This window comes from Streptomyces sp. NPDC005017 (assembly GCF_042873115.1).
Lineage (GTDB): Bacteria > Actinomycetota > Actinomycetes > Streptomycetales > Streptomycetaceae > Streptomyces.
Map to the genome: position 1 here is coordinate 240,116 of NZ_JBIALD010000001.1, position 21,795 is coordinate 261,910.

Genomic DNA, 21,795 nt, shown 5'->3' on the forward strand with positions numbered 1-21,795 from the left:
GGGGTCACTCGTTCGAAGTAAGAGCATTGAGCAACGCGATACATCGCGATACGGTGTGATGGTGGCCGCGCTCCCACACTCCGACGGGCTCGGAAAAATCCCGGGCAGGGCGAAAAGCAGAAACCTAGGCTTTCCGAAGAATCCTCAACGACGTGGAGACTCATATGCCAGGCGCCATTCATGCCGAAGGTCTGGTGAAGACCTTCGGCGACGTACGGGCACTGGACGGCGTCGACCTCGATGTCCCCGAGGGCACTGTCCTCGGCCTGCTCGGGCCCAACGGCGCGGGCAAGACCACGACGGTCCGCTGTCTCACGACACTGCTGCGCCCCGACAGCGGCCGGGCGGTCGTCGCCGGCCTCGACGTGCTCAAGCATCCCAACGAGGTCCGTCGCTCCATCGGCCTGTCCGGCCAGTTCGCGGCGGTCGACGAGCTGCTCACCGGCCGCGAGAACCTGCAGATGGTCGGCCAGCTCTACCAGATGAAGGCCAAGGCCGCGAAGGCCCGGGCCGAGGAACTGCTCCATCAGTTCAACCTCGCCGAGGCCGCCGACCGCACCGCCAAGACCTACTCCGGCGGCATGCGGCGCCGGCTCGACCTGGCGGCGGCGCTGGTGGTGTCTCCGCCCGTGATGTTCATGGACGAGCCGACGACCGGCCTTGACCCGCGCAACCGCCAGCAGTTGTGGGGGGTCATCAAGGACCTCGTCTCCGGCGGCACCACCCTGCTGCTGACCACGCAGTATCTGGAGGAGGCCGACCACCTCGCGCACGACATCGCGGTCGTCGACCACGGCCGGGTCATCGCCCGCGGCACCTCCGACGAGCTCAAGGCCCGCACCGGCGGCGAGCGCGTCGAGCTCGTCGTGCACAACCGCGAGGACATACAGGCCGCCTCCGAGGTGCTCACCGGCTTCGGCAAGGGCGACACCAACATCGAGGAGCACACCCGCCAGCTCACGGTGCCCGTCACCGGCGGCGCCAAGCTGCTCGCCGAGGTCATCCGCGAGCTGGACGCGCGCGGCATCGAGCTCGACGACATCGGCCTGCGCCGCCCCACCCTCGACGACGTGTTCCTCTCGCTCACCGGCCACACGGCCGAGACCAAGCCCGGCAGCGACGAGGACGGCGAGGGCGCCCCCGCCGACGCCCGCTCCCGCAACCGCAGAAAGGAGGGCGGCCAGTGAGCGCCGTCACCGACGCCGTACCTGCCGCGGCGAGCCACAACCCGGTGGTCCAGTCGATCCGGGACTCGCTCGTCGTCGCCAAGCGCAATCTCATCCGTATGACGCGCATCCCGGAGATGATCATCTTCGGGCTGATCCAGCCCGTCATGTTCGTGGTGCTGTTCAGCTATGTCTTCGGCGGCTCGATGAACATCGGCGGCACCACGGAACCCTCCGTGTACCGCGAGTTCCTGATGGCCGGCATCTTCGCCCAGACCGTCACCTTCTCCACCGCCGGTGCCGGCGCGGGCATCGCCGACGACATGCACAAGGGCCTGATAGACCGCTTCCGCTCGCTGCCCATGGCGCGCGGCGCGGTGCTGACCGGCCGGACCCTCGCCGACCTGGTGCAGACGGCACTCACCCTGTTCGTCCTGGCGATCGTCGCCCTGCTGGTCGGCTGGCGCACCCACACCAGCTTCGGCGAGGTGCTCGGCGCCTTCGGTCTGCTGCTCCTGCTCGGGTACGCGTTCACCTGGGTCGGCGCGCTGATCGGCCTGTCCGTGCGCACCCCCGAGGCGGCCACCTCCGGCGGTCTGATCTGGCTGTTCCCGGTCACGTTCATCTCGAACGCGTTCGTGGACTCCAGCCAGATGACGCCCTGGCTCCAGCACGTGGCCGACTGGAACCCGTTCAGCGCCACGGTCCAGGCCTGCCGGGTGCTGTTCGGCAACCCCGGGGTGTCCGACTCGACCGCGTGGCCGATGGAGCACCCGGTGTGGGCCTCGCTGATCTACTCGATCCTGATCATCGTCCTGTTCCGCACCCTGGCGGTCCGCAAGTACCGCTCGGCCTCCGCCTGACCTCGCCTGGCACCGGACGCTGCTCGGGCTCGGCAGGCCGCAGGGGCTGAGCGGCGCCCGGCCGGTTCGGGCCACGCCCGGTACGACGAAGCCCCCGGTGTCTCGATGGACACCGGGGGCCGCCGGAACGGGCAGTGGGGTCAGCTCTGGTACGGCTCGGCCTTGAGGATCCGCACGGAGGCCTTCTTGCCGTTGGGCAGCTCGTACTCCGCGTCCTCGCCGACCTTGTGACCGATCACGCCGGAGCCGAGGGGCGACTGCGGGGAGTAGGTCTCGATGTCGGTGCTCGCGTATTCGCGGGAGGCGAGCAGGAAGGTCATCGTGTCGTCCTCGTCCTCGTCCCCGTCGAAGGCGATCGTCACGACCATGCCGGGAGCCACGGTGCCGTCCGCCGAGGTAGGAGCCTCGCCCACCTGGGCGTTCTCCAGGAGCTGGGTCAGCTGGCGCACACGGAGCTCCTGCTTGCCCTGCTCTTCCTTGGCCGCGTGGTACCCGCCGTTCTCGCGCAGGTCGCCCTCCTCGCGCGCAGCCGCGATCTTGGCGGCGATCTCCGTGCGCGCAGGACCAGTAAGCTGCGCAAGCTCGTCCTTGAGCTTGTTGTACGCCTCCTGGGTCAGCCAGGTGACGTTCTCGCTGGTCTGGGTCACAGGTGCTCCTCGTCGGTACTGGGAATACAAAGCATCGCCCTACCCAGAAGAATGTTCCTTCACGAGTGGGCGAAACCACGAGCCTAACAATTCAGGGGCGGAAGGGGGAGGACATAAGTCACTAAAATCCCGTCAACGCAGGTCAGCCTCGCGTATTCCTTCGCAGGGCGCCGGTGGCCGGTTGACGTCAGTCCTCGTGGCAGCCGACCAGCTCGGCCGTTGTGCCCCGGGACGTCGTACGGAGCGTGACGACCTCGTCGATCCGGGTCTCCGAGCCGTCGAAGCGGAAGTCGGCCCGGCCGACCTCGGCGCCGTCCGCGGCCTGGGAGCGGACCGTGCAGTACCCGGTGGCGCCGGAGTCCTTGCGCACCTCCAGATGCACCTGGACCCGCTCGTCGTCCGCCTTGAAGCTGATCACCTCGGCGCTGATGCCGGCGCCCGCCACATGGTGATAACCGAACCAGCCCACCACGGCGAGCAGGGCGGCACCCAGCGTGATGCCGACGACCTTGAGCCTGCGGTCGGTGCGCTCGTCCGAGGAGCGGCCGTAGCGGCCCTCGGGCACTCGCGTACTCGCCGTGCTCATGATCGTCCTTTCGGCAGTGCGGGACGAACGTCCCGAAAGGGGTTCCGGGGCCCGGAGCCGGAATTATTCGCCCCCCGATTCGGTCACTATAGAAGCCGCCGATCGCGCCGACGCACCGAGGGCGCCGACTTCGACTTGAGGATTGTGTCTTGACTGACCAGCTGCGACTGATGGCCGTCCACGCCCACCCTGACGACGAGTCCAGCAAGGGTGCCGCCACCATGGCCAAGTACGTGTCCGAGGGGGTGGACGTGCTGGTCGTGACCTGCACGGGCGGGGAGCGCGGGTCCATCCTCAATCCGAAGCTTCAGGGCGACAAGTACATCGAGGAGCACATCCACGAGGTACGCAAGAAGGAGATGGACGAGGCCCGCGAGATTCTCGGAGTCCAGCAGGAGTGGCTCGGATTCGTCGACTCGGGTCTGCCCGAGGGGGACCCGCTGCCGCCCCTGCCCGACGGCTGTTTCGCCCTGGAGGACGTGGACAAGGCGGCGGGGGAGCTGGTGAAGCAGATCCGTTCCTTCCGTCCGCAGGTGATCACCACCTATGACGAGAACGGCGGATACCCGCACCCGGACCACATCATGACCCACAAGATCTCGATGGTGGCGTTCGAGGGGGCCGCGGACGGCGAGAAGTTCCCGGAGTCGGAGTTCGGGCCGGTCTACCAGCCGCTCAAGCTCTACTACAACCAGGGCTTCAACCGGCCGCGCACCGAGGCGCTGCACCACGCGATGCTGGACCGCGGTCTGGAGTCGCCGTACGGGGAGTGGCTCAAGCGCTGGGACGAGTTCCAGCGTGCCGAGCGCACTCTGACCACGCATGTCCCGTGTGCGGAGTTCTACGAGATCCGTGACAAGGCGCTGATCGCGCACGCCACGCAGATCGACCCCGACGGCGGCTGGTTCAAGGTCCCGATGGAGATCCAGAAGGAGGTCTGGCCGACGGAGGAGTACGAGCTCGCCAAGTCGCTGGTGGACACCTCCCTCCCCGAGGACGACCTCTTCGCGGGCATCCGCGACAATGCCTGACATGACCGCAAGCCTGGCACTGACCCACCTCGTCCCCCTCGCCAAGGAACTCGACAAGGACAAGGTGACCCCTGGCGTTCTCGGCTTCATCGTCTTCGCGGTGATGGCCCTGGCCGTGTGGGGCCTGATGAAGTCGATGAACCGCCATATGGGGAAGGTCGACTTCAAGGAGACCCCCGAAACGGAGGCTGAGGCGCCCGCCTCCTCGGGTGCGGGTGGGGGCTCGCCCGCCAAGGGCTGACCGCCGGCTCCTGCAAGGGTTGATCCACCGGCCCCTGTCAGGGCTGACCCCCGTCTGCCGGCCTCGCGGGCCGGCGACCCCGGGTGGGCGACCTCGTGTCAACCGCCCCCGGGTCTCGCAGGGCTGCCCGGCGCCGGGTCGGCTCGCCGGGCGACCGTCCTCACGGGGGCCGATTCCGGCTGGCCGTCGGGGGGCGTTCGCGCAGTTCCCCGCGCCCCCGAGGCGGTGTGCCCCGGGGCGTCGCGTTCTGAGGGGTGGTCCGCGTGCGTCGGCCGGCTGCCTGGCGGTGGGGGTGTTCGCGCAGTTCCCCGCGCCCCCGAGGCGGTGTGCCCCGGGGCGTCGCGTTCTGCGAGGGGGTCTTCGTGCGTCCGGCGGCTGACCCCCGGTGGGTGTTCGCGCAGTTCCCCGCGCCCCCAGGGCGTTGCGCCTCTGGGGCGTCGGAGGCGGTACCGCAGTTTCCCGCGTCCCCAGGGTGTTGTGGTTCTGGGGCGTCGGAGGCGGCATCGCAGTTCTTCGCGTCCCGAGGGCGGGGCGTTGGAGACGGCGGGTCCTAGGGCGTCGTTCCCATGGTCACGCCCATCACCTCGCGGGCGTGACGGTTCGGGAGCAGTTGGAGGCGCCAGGCCTGCCAGCCCGCCTCCAGGGTCACGCCGCGTTCCAGCAGGAGATGGAGGGCCTCGATGAAGTCCTCCAGTTTCTCGTCGCGCAGGGGGTGACCGCCGCGGGACAGCTGGACGAGCTCCTCCTGGGCGACGGCGGTGCCGACCTCCAGGCCGCCGGGAGCCGCGTAGGGTAGGAGCGTGCAGCGCAGGAAACGGGCCCAGTCCTCGCCGCGGCGGTCGCCGTAGCCGGCGAAGAGGCCGACGGCCTCGTCGCACAGGGCGAGCGCCTGGGCGGTGCGCGTGTTCCCGGCGTCCACCACGGCCAGCTCCAGACAGGTCCACGCCTCGCCGTGGGCGACACCGATCCGCTGGAAGTCGGCGCGGGCGTCCACCAGGAGCTGACGGGCGAAGCCGGAGTTGCGCAGCGAGCCGGTCTGCGCGGCGCGCTGGTCGCGGGTCACCCGGGCCGAGTGGTGCCGGGCGCAGGCGAGGCCGTAGACGTCGCGCATACGGGAGAACATGGTGCGTGAGCGTTCCAGGGCCCGTACCGCGCGGTCCAGGTCGCCGGACTCCTCCAGCGCCTGGCCCAGGTAGTAGAGGGTCCAGGCCTCACCGCGGGCGTCCTCGTTCTCCCGGTGCCGGGCCTCCGCCTGCCGCAGCGCCTCGGCGGCCGGCGCGGCGTCGCCCGCCACGAGCCGGGCCCGTGCGAGCTGGGTCAGCGCCCAGGCCTCACCCCGGGCGTCCCGCGTCCTGCCGTACAGCTCCAGGGCGCTGCGCAGCTCCGCCTCCGCGTGCGGGACGTCGCCGAGCCGCAGCCGCAGCTGGCCGAGCTGGTAGTGCGCCCAGGCCTCACCGTGCACGGACTCGCCCGCGCGGTGCAGTTCCAGCGAGCGGTTCAGCAGGTCCAGGGCCTCGGCGAGGTGCGCGCGGTCGCGCTCTACGGCCGCCAGCGCGTGCATCGTCCAGGCCCGGTCCGTGGCAAGCTGCGGCGCGGCCTGGAGGTCCAGCGCCTCCCGCAGTTTCGCCGCCGCCTCGGTCAGAGCCCCCTGGTGGTGCAGGGTGATCCCCAGTGAGCACAGGGCCCGCGCCGCGCCCGCCTCGTGATGCGCCTCGCGGTACAGGTCGACGACCGAGGTCAGCGTGGTGCGCGCCCGGTCGAGCTCGCCCAGCTGCCGGGCCGCGATACCGGTGCGCCACTGCACGGAACGGATCAGCAGGCCCTGGTCCACGGCCTGCGCCAGTTCGTTGATCTCGCCCAGCCGGTACAGGTCGCCGCGCAGCAGGCAGTAGTCGCACAGGGCGCCGAGCAGATTCAGTACGGCCGCCTGGTTCACGCCCTCGGCGTGCCTGAGCGTGGCGGTGATGAAGCTCGACTCGTCGTCCAGCCAGCGCAGTGCCTCGTCCAGCGAGGTGAAGCCGTGCGGGCCGAAGCGGTCCGAGCGGGTCGACATGTTCCCGTCGACCAGGCGAAGCACCGAGTCGGCGAGGTCGGCGTAGTTGACGATCAGCCGTTCCTGCGCCGCCGTCCGCTCGGCCGGGTCCTCCTCGTCCAGCAGTCGGGCGTGCGCGAAGGCCCGTACGACGTCGTGCAGCCGGTAGCGGCTGCCACGGACGTGGTCGAGCAGGCCCGCCCGGGACAGCGCGACCAGGTGCCGGGTGGCCTCCGCCTCGTCGGTCGCGAGCAGGGAGGCGGCGGCCGCCGCGCCCAGCGAGGTGCGTCCCGCCAGGGCGAGCCGCCGCAGCAGGGCCCGGGCGGCGTCCGACTGGTCGGTGTAGCGCAGCCACAGCGCCCGCTGGACCGGCTCGACGGGGCCGTACGCCCCGAGGCCGGCGGCCAGGTTCTCTGCGGACCGTGCGCCCAGCGAGGACACGGCGATCCGCAGCGCGAGCGGCAGCCCACCGCACAGCGACCTGATCCGCTCGGCCGCCTCCGCGTCGTACGGCCCGTCGGGCGTGCCCAGCAGCTCCGCCACGCCGTCCGCCTCCAGTGGTTCCACCGGCAGCTGATGCACCCAGGCCGGCACATCGGCGGGCAGCTCCAGCGGCTCGCGCGCGGTCACCAGCACCAGGCTGTCGGAGCGCTCCGGGACGAGCGCGCGCACCTGCTCCGGGTCGGAGGCGTCGTCGAGGAGGACGATGACGGGCACGCCCGTCAGATGCTGGTGGTACAGCTCGCTCAGCCGCTTGAGCTGCTGGTCCGCGGACGAACGTTCCCGGAACAGCAGTTGCTCGCGCGGCGCGCCCAGCCGGTTCAGCAGGTGCAGCAGCGCGTCCCGCGTCGGCAGCGGCGGCTCCTCCGCGCTGTCGCCGCGCAGATCGACCAGACAGGCCCCGCGGAACTGGTCCCGCAGATCGTGCGCCGCCCGTACCGCCAGCGTCGAACGGCCGCTGCCGGACGCCCCGTACAGCACGACCACCGTGGGCCGGGTGCTGGTGTGGGCGCGGGCGGCCTGCACCCACTGCCGGATGCGGGCCAGTTCCCCGCGCCGCCCGGCGAACGGCTCCGACGGCTCGGGCAGGTGCCCGAAGGACTGCTCCAGCACCCGGCGGACGCGGGCCGCCCCGCTCTTGTCCTGGCCCATCAGCTTCGGCGCCGCCTTCTTCACGCCCGTCCGCGCCGCCAGCATCCGCTGCTGGTCCAGGAAGGGCCTGATCCCGCGCACCTCGAGTGCCGTGAGCCACTGGAGGCGCAGGGCCTCCGGTCCGCCGGGCTGTGCGGCGGCGCCCGCCCGCCGGTGCGTGGCCGGCAGATGCGTCCCGGCCACCTTCACCACGGTCGCCGCGGCCCCCACCACCCCGACCGTCGCGCCCGCGCCCAGCGCGGTGCCGGTCCCGGTGCCGAGTGCCAGGTCGGCCACCACCGCGGCGCCCGCCGCCACGGCCGCCACCAGCAGCGGAGCCCCGCCGCCTTCCCGCGCCCAGCGCTGCGCGAACGTGAGCTGCCCGGCCTCCGACTCCTCCAGCGCCCGTACGTAGGCGTCGTACTCCTCGGCCGCTGCCGCCGCCATGCCGTCCAGGGAGCCCCGCGCCCGCGCCAGCAGCGACGTGCCGTCGCCGCGGCCCCCCGACCGGCGTATCTCCTCCTCCACGGCCCGGACCAACAGCCCTTCGGCCTGGGCCCGGTGACTGTCCCTCATGCCACGTCCCCCTCCTGCGGCAACACTGTCGGGATCAGTGTGCTGCGGCGGGCCCTCCGGGGCGAGGGGGCGTCCGGAGACCTGCACGCCGGGCGCCCAACCGGGCGGGGACGACGCCGTGCCGGCGGCCGCGTCCGCCCCGCCGGGCCCGGTGGGGCGTCGGGATGGTGATCCGGGTCGCCGGACTCGAGGTGACCGGGTGGCAGCGGCCTCGCGTTCAGGGTGGGGGCCCTGGGGCAGGATGGACCCATGCCGAACCGACTGGCCCAAGAGACGTCCCCCTACCTCCTCCAGCACGCCGACAACCCGGTCGACTGGTGGCCCTGGTCGGACGAGGCGTTCGAGGAGGCACGGAGCAGCGGCCGGCCGGTGCTGCTCAGCGTCGGGTACTCCAGCTGCCACTGGTGCCATGTCATGGCCCACGAGTCCTTCGAGGACCAGGCCACCGCCGACTACCTCAACGAGCACTTCGTGAGCGTCAAGGTCGACCGCGAGGAGCGCCCCGACGTCGACGCCGTGTACATGGAGGCCGTGCAGGCGGCGACCGGGCAGGGCGGCTGGCCGATGACGGTGTTCCTCACGCCCGAGGGGGAGCCGTTCTACTTCGGGACGTACTTCCCGCCCGCCCCGCGCCACGGCATGCCGTCCTTCCGCCAGGTGCTTCAGGGGGTCCACCAGGCCTGGACGGAACGGCGGGAGGAGGTCGCCGAGGTCGCCGGGAAGATCGTGCGGGACCTGGCCGGGAGGGAGCTGGACTTCGGCGGCACCGAGGCGCCGGGCGAGCAGGAGCTCGCGCAGGCGCTGCTCGGGCTGACCCGGGAGTACGACGCGCAGCGGGGCGGCTTCGGCGGGGCGCCCAAGTTCCCCCCGTCCATGGTGATCGAGTTCCTGCTGCGCCACCACGCCCGGACCGGTGCCGAGGGCGCACTCCAGATGGCGCGGGACACCTGTGAGCGGATGGCCCGGGGCGGCCTCTACGACCAGCTCGGGGGCGGGTTCGCCCGCTACTCGGTGGACCGGGAGTGGGTCGTTCCGCACTTCGAGAAGATGCTCTACGACAACGCGCTGATCTGCCGCGTCTACACCCATCTCTGGCGGGCGGACGGGTCGGAGCTCGCGCGGCGGGTGGCGTTGGAGACCGCCGACTTCCTGGTGCGTGAACTGCGCACTCCCGAGGGCGGGTTCGCCTCCGCGCTGGACGCCGACAGCGACGACGGCAGCGGCAGGCATGTGGAGGGCGCCTACTACGTGTGGACGCCCGCGCAGCTCGCCGAGGCGCTGGGGGACGACGCGGAACTCGCCGCGCAGTACTTTGGTGTGACCGAGGAGGGCACCTTCGAGGAGGGCTCCTCGGTGCTGCAGCTCCCGCAGCAGGAGCAGGTGTTCGACGCCGAGCGGATCGCTTCCGTCAGGGCCCGGCTGCTCGCCGCCCGGGCCGGGCGGCCCGCTCCCGGGCGGGACGACAAGGTCGTCGCCGCCTGGAACGGACTGGCCGTCGCCGCGCTCGCCGAGACCGGGGCCGCCTTCGGCCGGCCGGACCTGGTCGAGGCCGCGGTCGCCGCCGCGGACCTGCTCGTCCGGGTCCATCTGGACGACTTCGGCAGGCTCGCCCGGACCAGCAAGGACGGCCGGGCCGGCGCGAACGCCGGTGTGCTGGAGGACTACGCCGATGTCGCCGAGGGCTTCCTCGCGCTGGCCTCGGTGACCGGCGAGGGCGTCTGGCTGGAGTTCGCCGGGCTGCTGCTCGACCATGTGCTGGCCCGGTTCGTGGACGAGGAGTCGGGTGCGCTGTACGACACGGCCGCCGACGCCGAGCGGCTGATCCGCCGGCCGCAGGACCCCACCGACAACGCCGCCCCCTCCGGCTGGACGGCGGCCGCGGGCGCCCTGCTGAGCTACGCGGCGCACACCGGTGCCGAGCCCCACCGGGCCGCCGCCGAGCGGGCGCTGGGCGTGGTCAGGGCGCTCGGCCCGCGGGTGCCGCGGTTCATCGGCTGGGGGCTGGCCGTGGCCGAGGCGCTGCTGGACGGGCCGCGCGAGGTCGCCGTGGTCGGGTCCTCGGCCGACGATCCGGCCGCGCGGGCGCTGCACCGCACCGCGCTGCTGGCCACCGCGCCGGGTGCGGTCGTCGCGTACGGCACGGTCGGCAGCGACGAGTTCCCGCTGCTGGCCGACCGCGTCCTGGTGGGCGGTGCGCCGACGGCGTACGTCTGCCGGAACTTCGTGTGCGAGCTGCCCGTGACGGACGAGGCGGCGCTGCGGGCGAGGCTCACGCCCTGATCCGGGCCGGAGTGGCGGACGCCCTGATCCGGGTCGAAGTGGCGCAAGCCCTGATCCGGGCCGGAGTGGCGCAAGCCGGGCCCGAGGCGCGCCGTCGCGTCTCGGGCCCGGCTCGTGCGGTGGCCGGTCAGCCCAGCGGGTCCGGCACGGGGTCCGCGACCGGCTCCGGCAGGGCCACCCTCGCGGGTTCCGCCCGGCGCCCGCTCAGGCGCCGGTAGAGCAGCCGGTCCACGACCAGGAACCGCGCGATGAACACGAGGGCCATCGCCAGCGCGGTCGCCGGTACCGCGGCCATGCCCGCCGAGCTCATCAGCAGCGCGCCGAGCGGGATGCGGGCGACGAGGTCAGCGTTGCCCACCGCCGCGAAGGTCAGCAGCCGTACGGCGCGGCGGTGGTGGCGCCGCTGGTTGCGGTAGACGAAGGAGTCGATCAGCGCGAAGTTCCACAGCAGCCCGGCCTGGTTGGCGACGATCTCGGCCGGGGTGTAGGCCAGGCCCCAGCGGGTGAGCAGCCAGAGCAGCAGCAAGTTGGGGACGAAGCCGGAGAGGCCGATCAGGCCGAAGACGACCGCGCGGGCCCGGGGGTCGGCGGTGCGCAGGGTGACGAGATGGCGCAGGAAGCGCAGCCCCTCGCGGGCGGTCGACTTGGACTCCCCGGCGTGCCGCTCGCCGAACGCGTAGGGCACCTCGGCGATGCCGCGCGGCCGGCAGCGTACGGCGAGTTCGAGGAGGATCTTGTAGCCGAGCGGCTGGAGGCCCTCCTCCGGGCCGGTGTCGGCCGAGGCCCGTTCGACGGCCTCGCGGCGGATCGCGAAGAAGCCGCTCATCGGGTCGGTGAGCCCGCCGAGGGCCCGTGGGAAGAGGGACTTGGCGACCAGGGTGGAGCCGCTGGAGACGAGCCGGCGGTAGCCGCCGTCGAGGCCGGCGCGGTCGCCGCCGACCGCGTACCGGCTGGCGACGACGAGTTCGGCGCCGCTCGCCTCGCCGTGGGCGACGAGGGCGGGGATCAGCTCGGGCGGGTGCTGGAGGTCGGCGTCGATGACGACGATCCAGTCGCCGCGGGCGAGCCCGATGCCCTCGACGACCGCGCCGCCCAGGCCGCCCTCGGGGACGGCGCGGTGGTGCAGGACCACGGGCACGGGGCAGTCGGCGGCCGCCTCCTCGACCGCCCGGCAGGTGTCGTCCGTGGAGTCGTCGGCGAAGACGACCTCGGCGCGGGTGCCGGGCGGGATCGCGGCGGCGACGCGGGTGAGCAGTTCGCGGATGTTGCCGGATTCGTTGAAGGTGGGGACGACGACGGACACATCGGCGGGCGGCGCCGTCACCGGGCCTCCTGGGGCTGGGGGGCGGGCTGGGCGAGGTGGGCGCCGACGTGGGAGGTGAGTTCCCAGTCGCGGCGGCCGGTGTACTCGCGCCAGACCGCGCGCAGGGCGGCGGCGGCGAGGATGACGGCGTAGACGGGTCCGCCGAGGATCAGCTTGGCGTAGTGGCCGAAGCCGATCCGGAAGCCGTACTCGCGGCCGAAGTCGTGCAGGGCGACGGCCTCGAAGACGATCATCGCGGCCATCGGCAGCATGGGCAGCCAGGCGACCAGCGAGAACGGCAGCGGCACTCCGCCGATGACGGCGAAGAGGATGCCGAGCGGGATCATCACGCCGGTCGCGGCCTGCACGAACGGGGTGCTGAGGGTGTAGCGGGCGAGCAGCCGCTGGCCCACGCCGGGCAGCCGGCGCCACTCGCCCTTGCGCAGCACCTGGAGGAAGCCCTGGTTCCAGCGGGTGCGCTGTTTGTAGAGCGCCTTGATGGAGCCGGGCGTCTCCTCGCGGGTGACCAGCGCGGAGTGGTAGGCGACGACGACCTTGGCGCCGCCGGAGGACAGCCGTACGCCCAGGTCGCAGTCCTCGGCGAGGCAGTCGCCGTCCCAGCCGCCGGTCTCGCGCAGTAGTGCGGACCGGACGAACACCGTGTTGCCGCCGAGCGGGATGAACCCCTTGCGGGCGTGCAGATGCAGTCGGCTGCGGAACCAGAAGAAGTACTCCAGGCAGTTGCGCAGGCTGTACCAGCTGCTCTCGTAGTTGATCAGCTGGACGCCGCCCTGGACGACGTCGGCGTTCTCGTGGCGGAAGGCGAAGTCGACGTGGGTGAGCAGTTCGGGGTGCACCACGTCCTCGGCGTCGAAGACCCCGACGACCTGGCCGCGGGCGTGGGGCAGGGCGGTGTTGAGGGCGCGGGGCTTGTTCTTCCTCTCGTGGGTGTCGACGACCGTGCGCACCGTGCCGGGGTGCTCGGCGGCGAGTTCACGGGCGATGGCGGAGGTGCCCGGGTCGTCGTGGCCGACGATCAGGATGATCTCGTAGGAGGGGTGGTCGATGTGGAGCATCTGCTCGACCGTGTGCCGCAGCACCGCCTCCTCGTGGCGGGCCGGCACGAGCAGCGAGAAGGAGAGTTCGGCGCGGCCGTCGGGTGCCGCGAAGGCCGTCGACTCCAGTGTCTCGGGCGTGCGCCAGGCGTGCAGCATCCACCACAGCGTCGCTCCCGCGGCGGCCATGAGCACGACGGAATCTATGAAGAGCACAACGGAGACCACGAATTCCCCCCTCGGTCTTTCTGGTCATCCTTGCTGTGAACTGTTGGTACGAATCGATCGCGCGGAACGTTCGACGTCCGTATCGGCCCCCCGGCGGACGTGGCTTCCTGAGCGTGATCGTGATCTTCGCCCTGTGTAAAGTCGGTCCGAAAATAGCAGCTCGGCATTTCTGTCGCAATGCGGCCTTGACGCGATGATCTTCGCCTCGAACGGAATCCGCAATTCCCCTCTTGTTCTGCCGGAAGCTGTGCCATGATGCAGCGTCCTGCCTGATTCCGGGGGGTTTCGAGGGGGAAGCCCTCGCGGGTCGGGGCGGCTAAGTGGGTGGGGGGATTCCGCATGGGGACAGGTGTGTCATACACCGATATGCGTGTCAGAAACGAGGCCGAAACTTCCGAACGCGCTCCTTCCGTTTCCCGGTCAGGGCGCCGGAGTATGTTTCGGCCCGGTTATCTCTGGGTTGCGCCCGTTCTCGCGGCCGGTCTTTTGGTAAGGGCTGTCGGAATAGGCGATTTCCCCTTCCCCAACGACGACGAGGGCACGTATCTCGCCCAGGCGTGGGCCGTGAGGCGAGGCGGACTCGCGCATTACACCTACTGGTACGACCACCCGCCGCTGGGCTGGGTCCAGCTGGCCGGGCTGTCCTGGGCGCCCGACCGGCTGCTGCCCGGGCTGCCCGCCTACGTCCAGGGCCGTGTCGCGATGCTGCCGGTGGCCGCGGCGGCGATGGTCCTGGTGTACGTGATCGGACGGCGCCTCGGCCTCGCCCGGCCCACCGCCGCGGCGGCCATGCTGCTGTACGCGCTCTCCCCGCTCGCGGTCGTCCTGCACCGGCAGATCTACCTGGACAACTTCGCCGTCCTGTGGGTCCTCGTCGCCTTCGCCCTCGCGCTCTCGCCGCGCCGCCATCTGTGGCACCACGCGGCCGCCGGCATCGCCTTCGCGCTGGCGGTGCTCTCCAAGGAGACCATCGCGGTGCTGCTGCCCGTGCTGGTGGTCGCCGTCTGGCAGGGCAGCCACGCCAGCACGCGCAAGTTCTCCCTGGCCGGCTTCGGCTCGGGCTTCGTGCTGACCGCCCTGTTCTATCCGCTGTACGCCCTGCTCAAGGGCGAGCTGCTGCCCGGCGCCGGACATGTCTCGCTGCTCGGCACGCTGAAGTTCCAGCTCGGCGGCCGCGAGGGCAGCGGCTCGGCGTTCCGGGACGGCACCGACGCCCACCGGCTGTTCACCGACTGGCTGGAGCGCGACCCGTATCTGCTGGCGGGCGGCGCGGCGGCGGCCCTCGTCGCGCTTGCCGTACGGCGGTTGCGGCCCGCCGCGCTCGCCGTGCTGGTGCTCGCGCTGGTGGCGCTGCGGCCCGGCGGCTATCTGCCGCAGATGTACATCGTGCAGGCCCTGCCCTTCCTGGCGCTCACCGTCGCCGGGCTCGCCCAAGCCGCCGTCACCCGGCTGCCCGCGCCGCGGGCCTGGCTCCGGCCCGCGGCGGCCGTCGCCGCGCTGGCCGCCGGGGCCGTGCTCGTCGCCCCGCACTGGTACGAGCGGGACCGCGCGGCCATGTCCGACGACGACAACGGCGTCTACCGCCAGGCCGCGCGCTGGCTGCACGAGGCCGAGGTCGGCGACCGCGCGAAGGTACGCGTCGTCACCGACGGCGTGCTGTGGCTGGACGCGGTCGACGCCGGCTACCGGCCCGGCACGGGCGTCATCTGGCACTACAAGCTGGACCAGGACCCGGCCGTCACCAGGACGCTGCCGCAGGGCTGGAGGGACATCGACTACGTCGTGTCCACGCCCGCCCTGCGCGGCGAACGACAGCATCTGCCCACGCTGCGGGACCTGTTCGCGCACGCCACCCCGGTCGCCACCTTCGGCGAGGGCGGCGGCCGGATCGACGTCCTGCGCGTCCGCGACGACGGGTGACCCGGGCGGCCCGCCCCGGGCCGCCCGGCACCCGTGGACACAAAGGGACCCCAGGCGCCCGGAAGCCGCCGGGGGTCCCTCATCAGCAAGGGGTTCGTGAACAAGGGGGGACGACCATGCACCTTCGAGCCCGAAGACCAGCACGCGGCAGAACCGGCCGTGTGCTGACCACATCCCTCATCCTCTTCGCCGCCGCGCTCGGCCTCGGCCCGCTCGGCGCCCAACCCGCCACCGCCGCCACCAACCTGGTCAGGAACCCCGGCCTGGAGATACTCGACTCCCCGTCCCAGTTCCCGCAGTGCTTCGAGAAGTCCGGCTGGGGCGACAACGACTTCAGCTTCACCGTCACCGACGACGCCCACGCCGGCGGCAAGGCCGTACGGATCGAGCTGACCCGGCGCGGCGACGGCGACCGCAAGACGATGATGCTGGAGAACTCCTGTGCCCCGCAGGTCACTTCCGGCCACCAGTACGACCTGTCGTTCTGGTACAAGTCCACGACCCCCAACGTGGCCTTCACCATCTTCCGCCACGACACCGAACTCGGCTGGGTCTACTGGACCGACCTCAAGACCCTGGAGCAGTCCGCGGACTGGAGCCGCACCGAGGTCCGCACCCCGGTCATCCCGCCGAACACCGACCAGGTCACCTGGGGCGGCGCCCTCTACGGCGTCGGACGGCTCACCACCGACGACTACGCGATGACGGACGCCACCGTCCCCACCGGGCCCGACCCCTGCGAGGCGGGCGGCACGGGCCCCGAGTGCAAGGGCGAGTGGACCGTCCAGACGCTCCGGTCACCCGTGCGCGCGATCCACTCCGTGCTGCTGCACAACGGCAAGGTGCTGCTGATCGCAGGCTCCGGCAACGACCTCGGCATGTTCCGGGCCGGCACCTTCAGGACGACGTTGTTCGACCCGGTCGCCGGCACCTACACGGACATCCCGACGCCCTCGGACTTCTTCTGCGCCGGACACGTCCAGCTCCCCGACGGGCGCGTGCTGGTGATGGGCGGCAACAAGGACTACGCCGCGCCCGACGGCAGCGTCGGCTACAAGGGCCTGAGGACCAGCTACGTCTTCGACCCGGCGACCAACAGCTATGTGAAGACCAACGACATGCTGGCCGGGCACTGGTACCCGTCGGCCACCGCGATGGGCAACGGCGACGTCATCTCGCTCGGCGGCCTCGGCGAGGACTCCTCCGGCACGGTCGTCAACGAGCACTTCTCCTACGCCCAGAACAAGTGGCTGCCGATGGGCGAGGCCAAGCAGGCCTGGGCCTTCTGGGGCCTGTACCCGTCGATGATCCTGCTCCAGGACGGCCGCCTCTTCTACACCGGCAGCCATGTCTTCGGGCCGGGCCTGTCCGGCACGGGCGCCTCGGTGTACGACTACGCCGCGAACACCGTCAGCGAGATCCCGGGCCTGCGCCGCAAGGACGAGCGCGACCAGTCGATGTCGGTGCTGCTGCCGCCCGCCCAGGACCAGAAGGTCGTCACCATCGGCGGCGGCAACCACACCGTCTCGCCCGACGCGCACCGGCTCGTCGACGTCATCGACATGAAGGCCGGCTCCCCGGCCTACGTGCCCGGACCGAACCTGCCGCAGGGCCGTTACCGCGACGGGCAGCCGCAGACCGGCGACCAGGGCAAGGTGTACGTCTCCGCGGTCATCCTCCCGGACGGCAAGGTCCTGGAGACCGGCGGCGCCCTGCACACCTACCGCGAGGACCCCGTCTTCGAGGCCTCCATGTACGACCCGGCGACCAACGCCTTCCAGCCCGGCCTGGCCACCGACCCGGTGCCGCGGACGTACCACTCCTCGTCCGTGCTGCTGCCCGACGGCCGCGTCATGAGCATCGGCGACAACCCGGGCGACGGCTCCTTCGACCAGCGCGTGTCGATCTACAAGCCGCCGTACCTGTTCAAGGGTGCCCGGCCGCAGATCACCTCGCTGGAGCACACGGCCTGGGCGTACGGCAGCACACAGCGCGTCACGGTCGACAAGCCGGTGGTCAAGGCCTCGCTGATCCGCCCGGCCGCGGTCACCCACTCCTCCGACCCCAACCAGCGCTACGTCGACCTGCCGATGACCGTCGACGGCAACACCGTCGACCTCAGCCTGACCAGCAACCCGAACATCGCACCGCCCGGGTACTACATGCTGAGCGTGGTCGACGCGAACGGTGTGCCCTCGGTGTCCAGGTGGGTGCGCGTCGGCGCCACCGGCCAGGTCGCCGAGGCGCGGGTCCAGGCGTACGCCACGGATCTGGAGGAGAGCCCGGCGTCGGGCGGCGCGGACCGGGCCGCCCCCGGTGCCACCGGCGGACACGACCACGGCGCCACGGCCCCGGGCGGCGGCCACGCGGGGCACCAGGGCGTCACGATGCCCAAGGGCTACGACGGCTGCGACCACTCCTACGGCACCATCAGCCAGTGCGTGCCGTGGAAGTTCCCCGAGGTGCCGCGCGGGGACCGGTGCGCCTGGCTGAAGAAGAACGGCTACGGCACCGCGCTCGCGGTCCACGGCCGTGACCGCCACCGCCTGGACCGCGACGGGGACGGCATCGCCTGCGGCAGGGGAGACCTGGTCAGACGCCGCTGATCCGCCGGTCCGCGCGCGTCCTCAGGGCGCCCTCCACGATCGCCTCCAGCTGGTCGTGGTGGGCGCCCTTCCAGTAGGCGCGCCCGCAGGCGCCGCACTGCGCGAAGACGTCGTACGTCGCCCGGGTGCCGTGTTCGAGCTGGTCGGCGACCTCTTCCTTGGTGGCCTGGCGCAGTACGCCGTTGCAGGCGGTGCAACGGGTCCAGGGGCGCAGCTCGGGGGCGAAGCGGCCGAGGACGTCGTCGAGCTGGTCCTCGGGGCGGGTGCTGTAGATGTACGCGCCGGCCCACAGCTCGCGGCGCCGCAGCAGACCGCGGTCGCGGCTGAGCATGACCCTCCGCTCGGCGGCGGAGCGGGCGGCGAGCGCCGGGTCGCCGATGTCGGTGGACTCGTAGGCGGTGTCCACGCCGAGCAGCCGCAGGCGGCGGGCGAGGGTGCCGAGGTGGACGTCGAGCAGGAAGCGCAGGGGGGCGCCGGGGACCTGCTGGGGGCGGGGGACCGGGCGGACCTCGACGGACTCGCCGTGTGCGGGTATGTGCGAGACGGGCACCTCGTGTCCGTCCACGAGCAGGGCGCCGACCTCGGTCAGGGGTACGCCGAGGGACTCCACGACGTGGCCGAGGGTGGAGACGCCGTCCACGGCGAGGGGGGTGGCCGGGCCGCGGCGGGCGTGCGGGACGAACAGGGCGAGGTCGGGGCTTACTTGGACGTGGATCTCGGGTGCGCTCACGGGGCCAGGATGGCACGTGGCCCCGGCCCCGTCCCCCGGGTTTCCCCCGGGCCCCTGAGGAGCTGCGTGCTTCGCCGTGCTGCCGGGTGCGGGTGCGTCGTGGCTGGTCGCGGTTCCCCGCGCCCCTTGAAAGCTTTGCGCAGTTCCCCGCGCCCCTGAGGAGCTGCGTGGCTCGGCCGCGTCGTCGGGTGCGGGCTCGTCGTGGCCGTTCGCGCAGTTCCCCGCGCCCCCAAAAGCTCTGCGCAGTTCCCCGCGCCCCTAGAGATTTGCGCCGTTCCCCGCGCCCTCAAAGGTTCTGCGCTCAGAGCCTTGCCGGCGGGTGGCCGCCCCGCTTTCAGGGGCGCGGGGAACTGCGCGACAAGCCACGTACGGGCCGGCGAGTGAAGTGTTCAGGGGCGCGGGGAACTGCGCGAGCAGCCACGGGCCGGCCCGCGGGCGAAGTCATGGGGGCGCGGGGAACTGCGCGACAAGCCATGGACCGGCCCGCGGGTGACGTCAGGCGTGTTGGTAGGCGACCAGGGAGATGCCGACGTAGTGGACGACGAACGCGGCCAGGGTGAACGAGTGGAAGACCTCGTGGAAGCCGAACCAGCGGGGCGACGGGTTCGGCCGCTTGATGCCGTAGATCACGCCGCCCGCGCTGTAGAGCAGACCGCCCACGATGACCAGGACCAGCACCGCGATCCCGCCCGCGCGCATGAAGTCGGGCAGGAAGAACACCGCGGCCCAGCCCATGGCGATGTAGCAGGGGGTGTAGAGCCAGCGCGGGGCGCCGACCCAGAACACCCGGAAGACGATCCCGGCGGCCGCGGCGGCCCAGATGCCCCACAGCAGCCACCGCCCCTTGCCGTCGGGCAGGAGCAGCAGGGTCAGCGGGGTGTAGGTGCCCGCGATGATCAGGAAGATGTTCGCGTGGTCGAGCCTGCGCAGGACGCCGTCCATGCGCGGGCCCCAGTTGCCCCGGTGGTACAGCGCGCTCACGCCGAACAGCAGACAGGCGGTGAGCACGTAGATGCCACAGGCCATGCGGCCGCGCGGGGAGTCCGCCAGCGCGGTGAGCACCAGGCCGGCGATCAGTACGGCCGGGAACATGCCGAGGTGCAGCCAGCCCCGGAGCTTGGGCTTGATCGGATGGGGATGTGAGGACGCCTGGGGACCACTGCCGGCGTCCGGCGAGTCCAGAGGCGCGTCGGTGGCGGACGCAGTCATGGGCCGCATCGTACCTACGGAACCGTAAGTTGCGGATCAGCGCGGCGAGATGACAGGCCGCGAGTGGCCATCTTCTCACGTTCCCTTGTCGGGCGTCCGCCCCCTGTCAAGGCAAAGGACTTTCCGCTGAACGCCATGTGGACGCAAAGAAACGTCGTTACACGTGGCGATCCTCACTCCGCTCACCTGTGAGGCCCTCTGGACAGATGCGCAGTAACGTCGGATGATCAAATGAGTGCAGTCGGCACCGGATGAGCGCCTACGAAGCATCCGGGTCGTGGCCCCCACGGGGCGGAAAAGGACAAAAAACCCTCTCTTAGGAGCAATCGTGGCGCGAGACATCGCGGCTCCCTCCGTCGTTCCCACCAACCACCAGGAACTGGTCACCTGGGTCAACGAGATCGCCGAACTCACCCAGCCGGACAACGTGGTCTGGTGCGACGGATCCGAGGCCGAGTACGAGCGGCTCTGCGAGGAGCTGGTCGCCAAGGACACCTTCCAGAAGCTCGACCCGGTCAAGCGCCCGAACTCCTACTACGCCGCCTCCGACCCCACCGACGTGGCGCGGGTCGAGGACCGGACCTTCATCTGCTCCGAGAAGGAGGAGGACGCGGGCCCCACCAACCACTGGAAGGCCCCCGCCGAGATGCGGGAGATCTTCGCCGGTGACCAGGGCCTGTTCCGCGGCTCCATGAAGGGCCGGACCATGTACGTGGTGCCCTTCTGCATGGGCCCGCTCGGCTCGCCGCTGTCCGCGATCGGCGTCGAGATCACCGACTCCGCCTATGTCGCCGTCTCCATGCGCACCATGACCCGCATGGGACAGCCCGTCCTCGACGAGCTCGGTGACCAGGGCTTCTTCGTCAAGGCCGTCCACACCCTCGGCGCCCCGCTGGAGGCGGGCGAGCAGGACGTGCCGTGGCCGTGCAACCAGACGAAGTACATCTCCCACTTCCCGGAGACCCGCGAGATCTGGTCCTACGGCTCCGGCTACGGCGGCAACGCGCTGCTCGGCAAGAAGTGCTACGCCCTGCGTATCGCCTCCGTCATGGCCCGCGACGAGGGCTGGCTGGCCGAGCACATGCTCATCCTGAAGCTGACCCCGCCGACCGGCGAGTCCAAGTACGTCGCCGCGGCCTTCCCGTCCGCCTGCGGCAAGACCAACCTCGCCATGCTGGAGCCCACGATCTCCGGCTGGACGGTCGAGACGATCGGCGACGACATCGCCTGGATGCGCTTCGGCGAGGACGGCCGTCTGTACGCCATCAACCCCGAGGCCGGCTTCTTCGGCGTCGCGCCCGGCACCGGTGAGCACACCAACGCCAACGCGATGAAGACCCTGTGGGGCAACTCCGTCTTCACCAACGTCGCGCTCACCGACGACGGCGACATCTGGTGGGAGGGCATGACGGAGGAGACCCCGGCCCACCTGACGGACTGGAAGGGCAACGACTGGACGCCCGCGTCCGAGGTTCCCGCCGCACACCCCAACGCCCGCTTCACGGTGCCCGCCTCGCAGTGCCCGATCATCGCGCCCGAGTGGGAGGACCCCAAGGGCGTGCCGATCTCCGCGATCCTCTTCGGCGGCCGCCGCGCCACCGCCGTCCCGCTGGTGACCGAGTCCTTCGACTGGGACCACGGCGTCTTCCTCGGCGCCAACGTGGCCTCCGAGAAGACCGCCGCCGCCGAGGGCAAAGTCGGCGAGCTGCGCCGCGACCCCTTCGCCATGCTGCCGTTCTGCGGCTACAACATGGGCGACTACATGGGGCACTGGGTCGACGTGGCCAAGGACAAGGACCAGTCCAAGCTGCCGAAGATCTACTACGTCAACTGGTTCCGCAAGAACGACGAGGGCAAGTTCGTCTGGCCCGGCTTCGGCGAGAACTCCCGCGTCCTGAAGTGGATCGTGGAGCGACTGGACGGCAAGGCCGAGGGCGTCGAGACCCCGATCGGCGTGCTGCCGACCAAGGCCGCGCTGGACACCGACGGTCTCGACCTGTCCGACTCCGACCTGGACTTCCTGCTCACCGTCGACAAGGACGTGTGGCGCGAGGAGGCCGCGCTGGTGCCCGACCACCTCAACACCTTCGGCGACCACACCCCGAAGGAGCTGTGGGACCAGTACCGCGCTCTGGTCGAGCGCCTGGGCTGACAACCCGGTAACCGGGGCGCAGGCCCCCCAAGATCCCCC

15 protein-coding genes are annotated in these 21,795 nt (G+C 71.4%); 8 read left to right on the forward strand and 7 right to left on the reverse strand.

The window, feature by feature from the left end; all coding sequences use genetic code 11:
- Nucleotides 1-164: 164 nt before the first annotated feature.
- A complete protein-coding gene (locus tag ACFYR0_RS01000) occupies nt 165-1,187 on the forward strand; it encodes an ATP-binding cassette domain-containing protein (protein WP_389320215.1) in 1,023 nt (340 codons plus the stop codon).
- Nucleotides 1,184-2,029 (forward strand): ABC transporter permease, encoded by an 846-nt coding sequence (locus tag ACFYR0_RS01005; protein WP_389320218.1) that lies wholly within the window; start codon nt 1,184-1,186, stop codon nt 2,027-2,029. Before ACFYR0_RS01000 ends, ACFYR0_RS01005 begins: the two co-directional genes overlap by 4 nt.
- Before the next feature lie 140 nt (nt 2,030-2,169).
- Here ACFYR0_RS01005 and greA read toward each other — a convergent pair whose 3' ends face one another.
- Both greA and ACFYR0_RS01015 read right to left on the reverse strand, forming a co-directional pair.
- Nucleotides 2,170-2,676, reverse strand: a complete 507-nt coding sequence (greA, locus tag ACFYR0_RS01010; protein ID WP_389320221.1) for a transcription elongation factor GreA — start codon at nt 2,674-2,676, stop codon at nt 2,170-2,172.
- A 187-nt stretch (nt 2,677-2,863) separates the two neighbouring features.
- The gene (locus ACFYR0_RS01015) at nt 2,864-3,262 is read right to left on the reverse strand and encodes a DUF4307 domain-containing protein (protein ID WP_386380704.1); all 399 of its coding nucleotides are present in this window, start codon (nt 3,260-3,262) and stop codon (nt 2,864-2,866) included.
- 170 nt (nt 3,263-3,432) lie between these two features.
- Here ACFYR0_RS01015 and mca point away from each other — a divergent pair, with 170 nt between their 5' ends.
- Nucleotides 3,433-4,293 carry a mycothiol conjugate amidase Mca gene (mca, locus tag ACFYR0_RS01020; RefSeq protein WP_389321083.1) on the forward strand — a complete coding sequence of 287 codons (861 nt, stop codon included), beginning with the start codon at nt 3,433-3,435 and terminating at the stop codon, nt 4,291-4,293.
- Entirely contained in the window at nt 4,286-4,534 is a 249-nt protein-coding gene (locus ACFYR0_RS01025; protein ID WP_389320224.1) for a hypothetical protein, read from the forward strand. Before mca ends, ACFYR0_RS01025 begins: the two co-directional genes overlap by 8 nt.
- Before the next feature lie 550 nt (nt 4,535-5,084).
- On the opposite strand, the gene ACFYR0_RS01030 is transcribed toward ACFYR0_RS01025, so the two are convergent.
- Nucleotides 5,085-8,273 (reverse strand): tetratricopeptide repeat protein, encoded by a 3,189-nt coding sequence (locus ACFYR0_RS01030; protein WP_389320227.1) that lies wholly within the window; start codon nt 8,271-8,273, stop codon nt 5,085-5,087.
- A gap of 249 nt (nt 8,274-8,522) precedes the next feature.
- On the opposite strand from ACFYR0_RS01030, the gene ACFYR0_RS01035 reads away from it, so the two are divergent.
- Entirely contained in the window at nt 8,523-10,553 is a 2,031-nt protein-coding gene (locus tag ACFYR0_RS01035) for a thioredoxin domain-containing protein (RefSeq protein WP_389320229.1), read from the forward strand.
- Nucleotides 10,554-10,680: 127 nt separating this feature from the next.
- On the opposite strand, the gene ACFYR0_RS01040 is transcribed toward ACFYR0_RS01035, so the two are convergent.
- Together ACFYR0_RS01040 and ACFYR0_RS01045 are read right to left on the reverse strand one after the other, a co-directional pair.
- Complete coding sequence (locus tag ACFYR0_RS01040) at nt 10,681-11,877, reverse strand: glycosyltransferase (RefSeq protein WP_389320231.1); 1,197 nt, start codon at nt 11,875-11,877, stop codon at nt 10,681-10,683.
- Nucleotides 11,874-13,100: a glycosyltransferase gene (locus tag ACFYR0_RS01045; RefSeq protein ID WP_389321086.1), complete on the reverse strand. Its 1,227-nt coding sequence runs from the start codon at nt 13,098-13,100 to the stop codon at nt 11,874-11,876. Before ACFYR0_RS01045 ends, ACFYR0_RS01040 begins: the two co-directional genes overlap by 4 nt.
- A 603-nt stretch (nt 13,101-13,703) precedes the next feature.
- On the opposite strand from ACFYR0_RS01045, the gene ACFYR0_RS01050 reads away from it, so the two are divergent.
- Both ACFYR0_RS01050 and ACFYR0_RS01055 read left to right on the forward strand, forming a co-directional pair.
- A complete protein-coding gene (locus ACFYR0_RS01050) occupies nt 13,704-15,059 on the forward strand; it encodes a phospholipid carrier-dependent glycosyltransferase (RefSeq protein ID WP_389320234.1) in 1,356 nt (451 codons plus the stop codon).
- 116 nt (nt 15,060-15,175) lie between these two features.
- Nucleotides 15,176-17,665, forward strand: coding sequence for a galactose oxidase-like domain-containing protein (locus ACFYR0_RS01055; protein WP_389320237.1), 2,490 nt, complete (start codon nt 15,176-15,178; stop codon nt 17,663-17,665).
- Here the strand turns inward: ACFYR0_RS01055 and ACFYR0_RS01060 are convergent.
- Both ACFYR0_RS01060 and ACFYR0_RS01065 read right to left on the reverse strand, forming a co-directional pair.
- A complete protein-coding gene (locus tag ACFYR0_RS01060; RefSeq protein ID WP_389320240.1) occupies nt 17,652-18,395 on the reverse strand; it encodes a Mut7-C RNAse domain-containing protein in 744 nt (247 codons plus the stop codon). The genes ACFYR0_RS01055 and ACFYR0_RS01060 overlap by 14 nt on opposite strands.
- Before the next feature lie 495 nt (nt 18,396-18,890).
- On the reverse strand, nt 18,891-19,604 hold the full coding sequence (locus ACFYR0_RS01065) for a hemolysin III family protein (RefSeq protein WP_389320243.1): 714 nt from the start codon (nt 19,602-19,604) through the stop codon (nt 18,891-18,893).
- Nucleotides 19,605-19,932: 328 nt separating this feature from the next.
- On the opposite strand from ACFYR0_RS01065, the gene ACFYR0_RS01070 reads away from it, so the two are divergent.
- Nucleotides 19,933-21,756 (forward strand): phosphoenolpyruvate carboxykinase (GTP), encoded by a 1,824-nt coding sequence (locus tag ACFYR0_RS01070; protein ID WP_389320246.1) that lies wholly within the window; start codon nt 19,933-19,935, stop codon nt 21,754-21,756.
- Nucleotides 21,757-21,795 lie beyond the last annotated feature (39 nt).

Excerpts from the sequence above, each read along its gene's own strand:
- ACFYR0_RS01000 (WP_389320215.1), top strand. The coding sequence starts at position 165 with ATGCCAGGCGCCATTCATGCCGAAGGTCTGGTGAAGACCTTCGGCGAC.
- ACFYR0_RS01015 (WP_386380704.1), bottom strand. The coding sequence starts at position 3,262 with ATGAGCACGGCGAGTACGCGAGTGCCCGAGGGCCGCTACGGCCGCTCC.
- mca (WP_389321083.1), top strand. The coding sequence starts at position 3,433 with ATGGCCGTCCACGCCCACCCTGACGACGAGTCCAGCAAGGGTGCCGCC.
- ACFYR0_RS01025 (WP_389320224.1), top strand. The coding sequence starts at position 4,286 with ATGCCTGACATGACCGCAAGCCTGGCACTGACCCACCTCGTCCCCCTC.
- ACFYR0_RS01030 (WP_389320227.1), bottom strand. The coding sequence starts at position 8,273 with ATGAGGGACAGTCACCGGGCCCAGGCCGAAGGGCTGTTGGTCCGGGCC.
- ACFYR0_RS01035 (WP_389320229.1), top strand. The coding sequence starts at position 8,523 with ATGCCGAACCGACTGGCCCAAGAGACGTCCCCCTACCTCCTCCAGCAC.
- ACFYR0_RS01045 (WP_389321086.1), bottom strand. The coding sequence starts at position 13,100 with ATGGCCGCCGCGGGAGCGACGCTGTGGTGGATGCTGCACGCCTGGCGC.
- ACFYR0_RS01055 (WP_389320237.1), top strand. The coding sequence starts at position 15,176 with ATGCACCTTCGAGCCCGAAGACCAGCACGCGGCAGAACCGGCCGTGTG.
- ACFYR0_RS01065 (WP_389320243.1), bottom strand. The coding sequence starts at position 19,604 with ATGACTGCGTCCGCCACCGACGCGCCTCTGGACTCGCCGGACGCCGGC.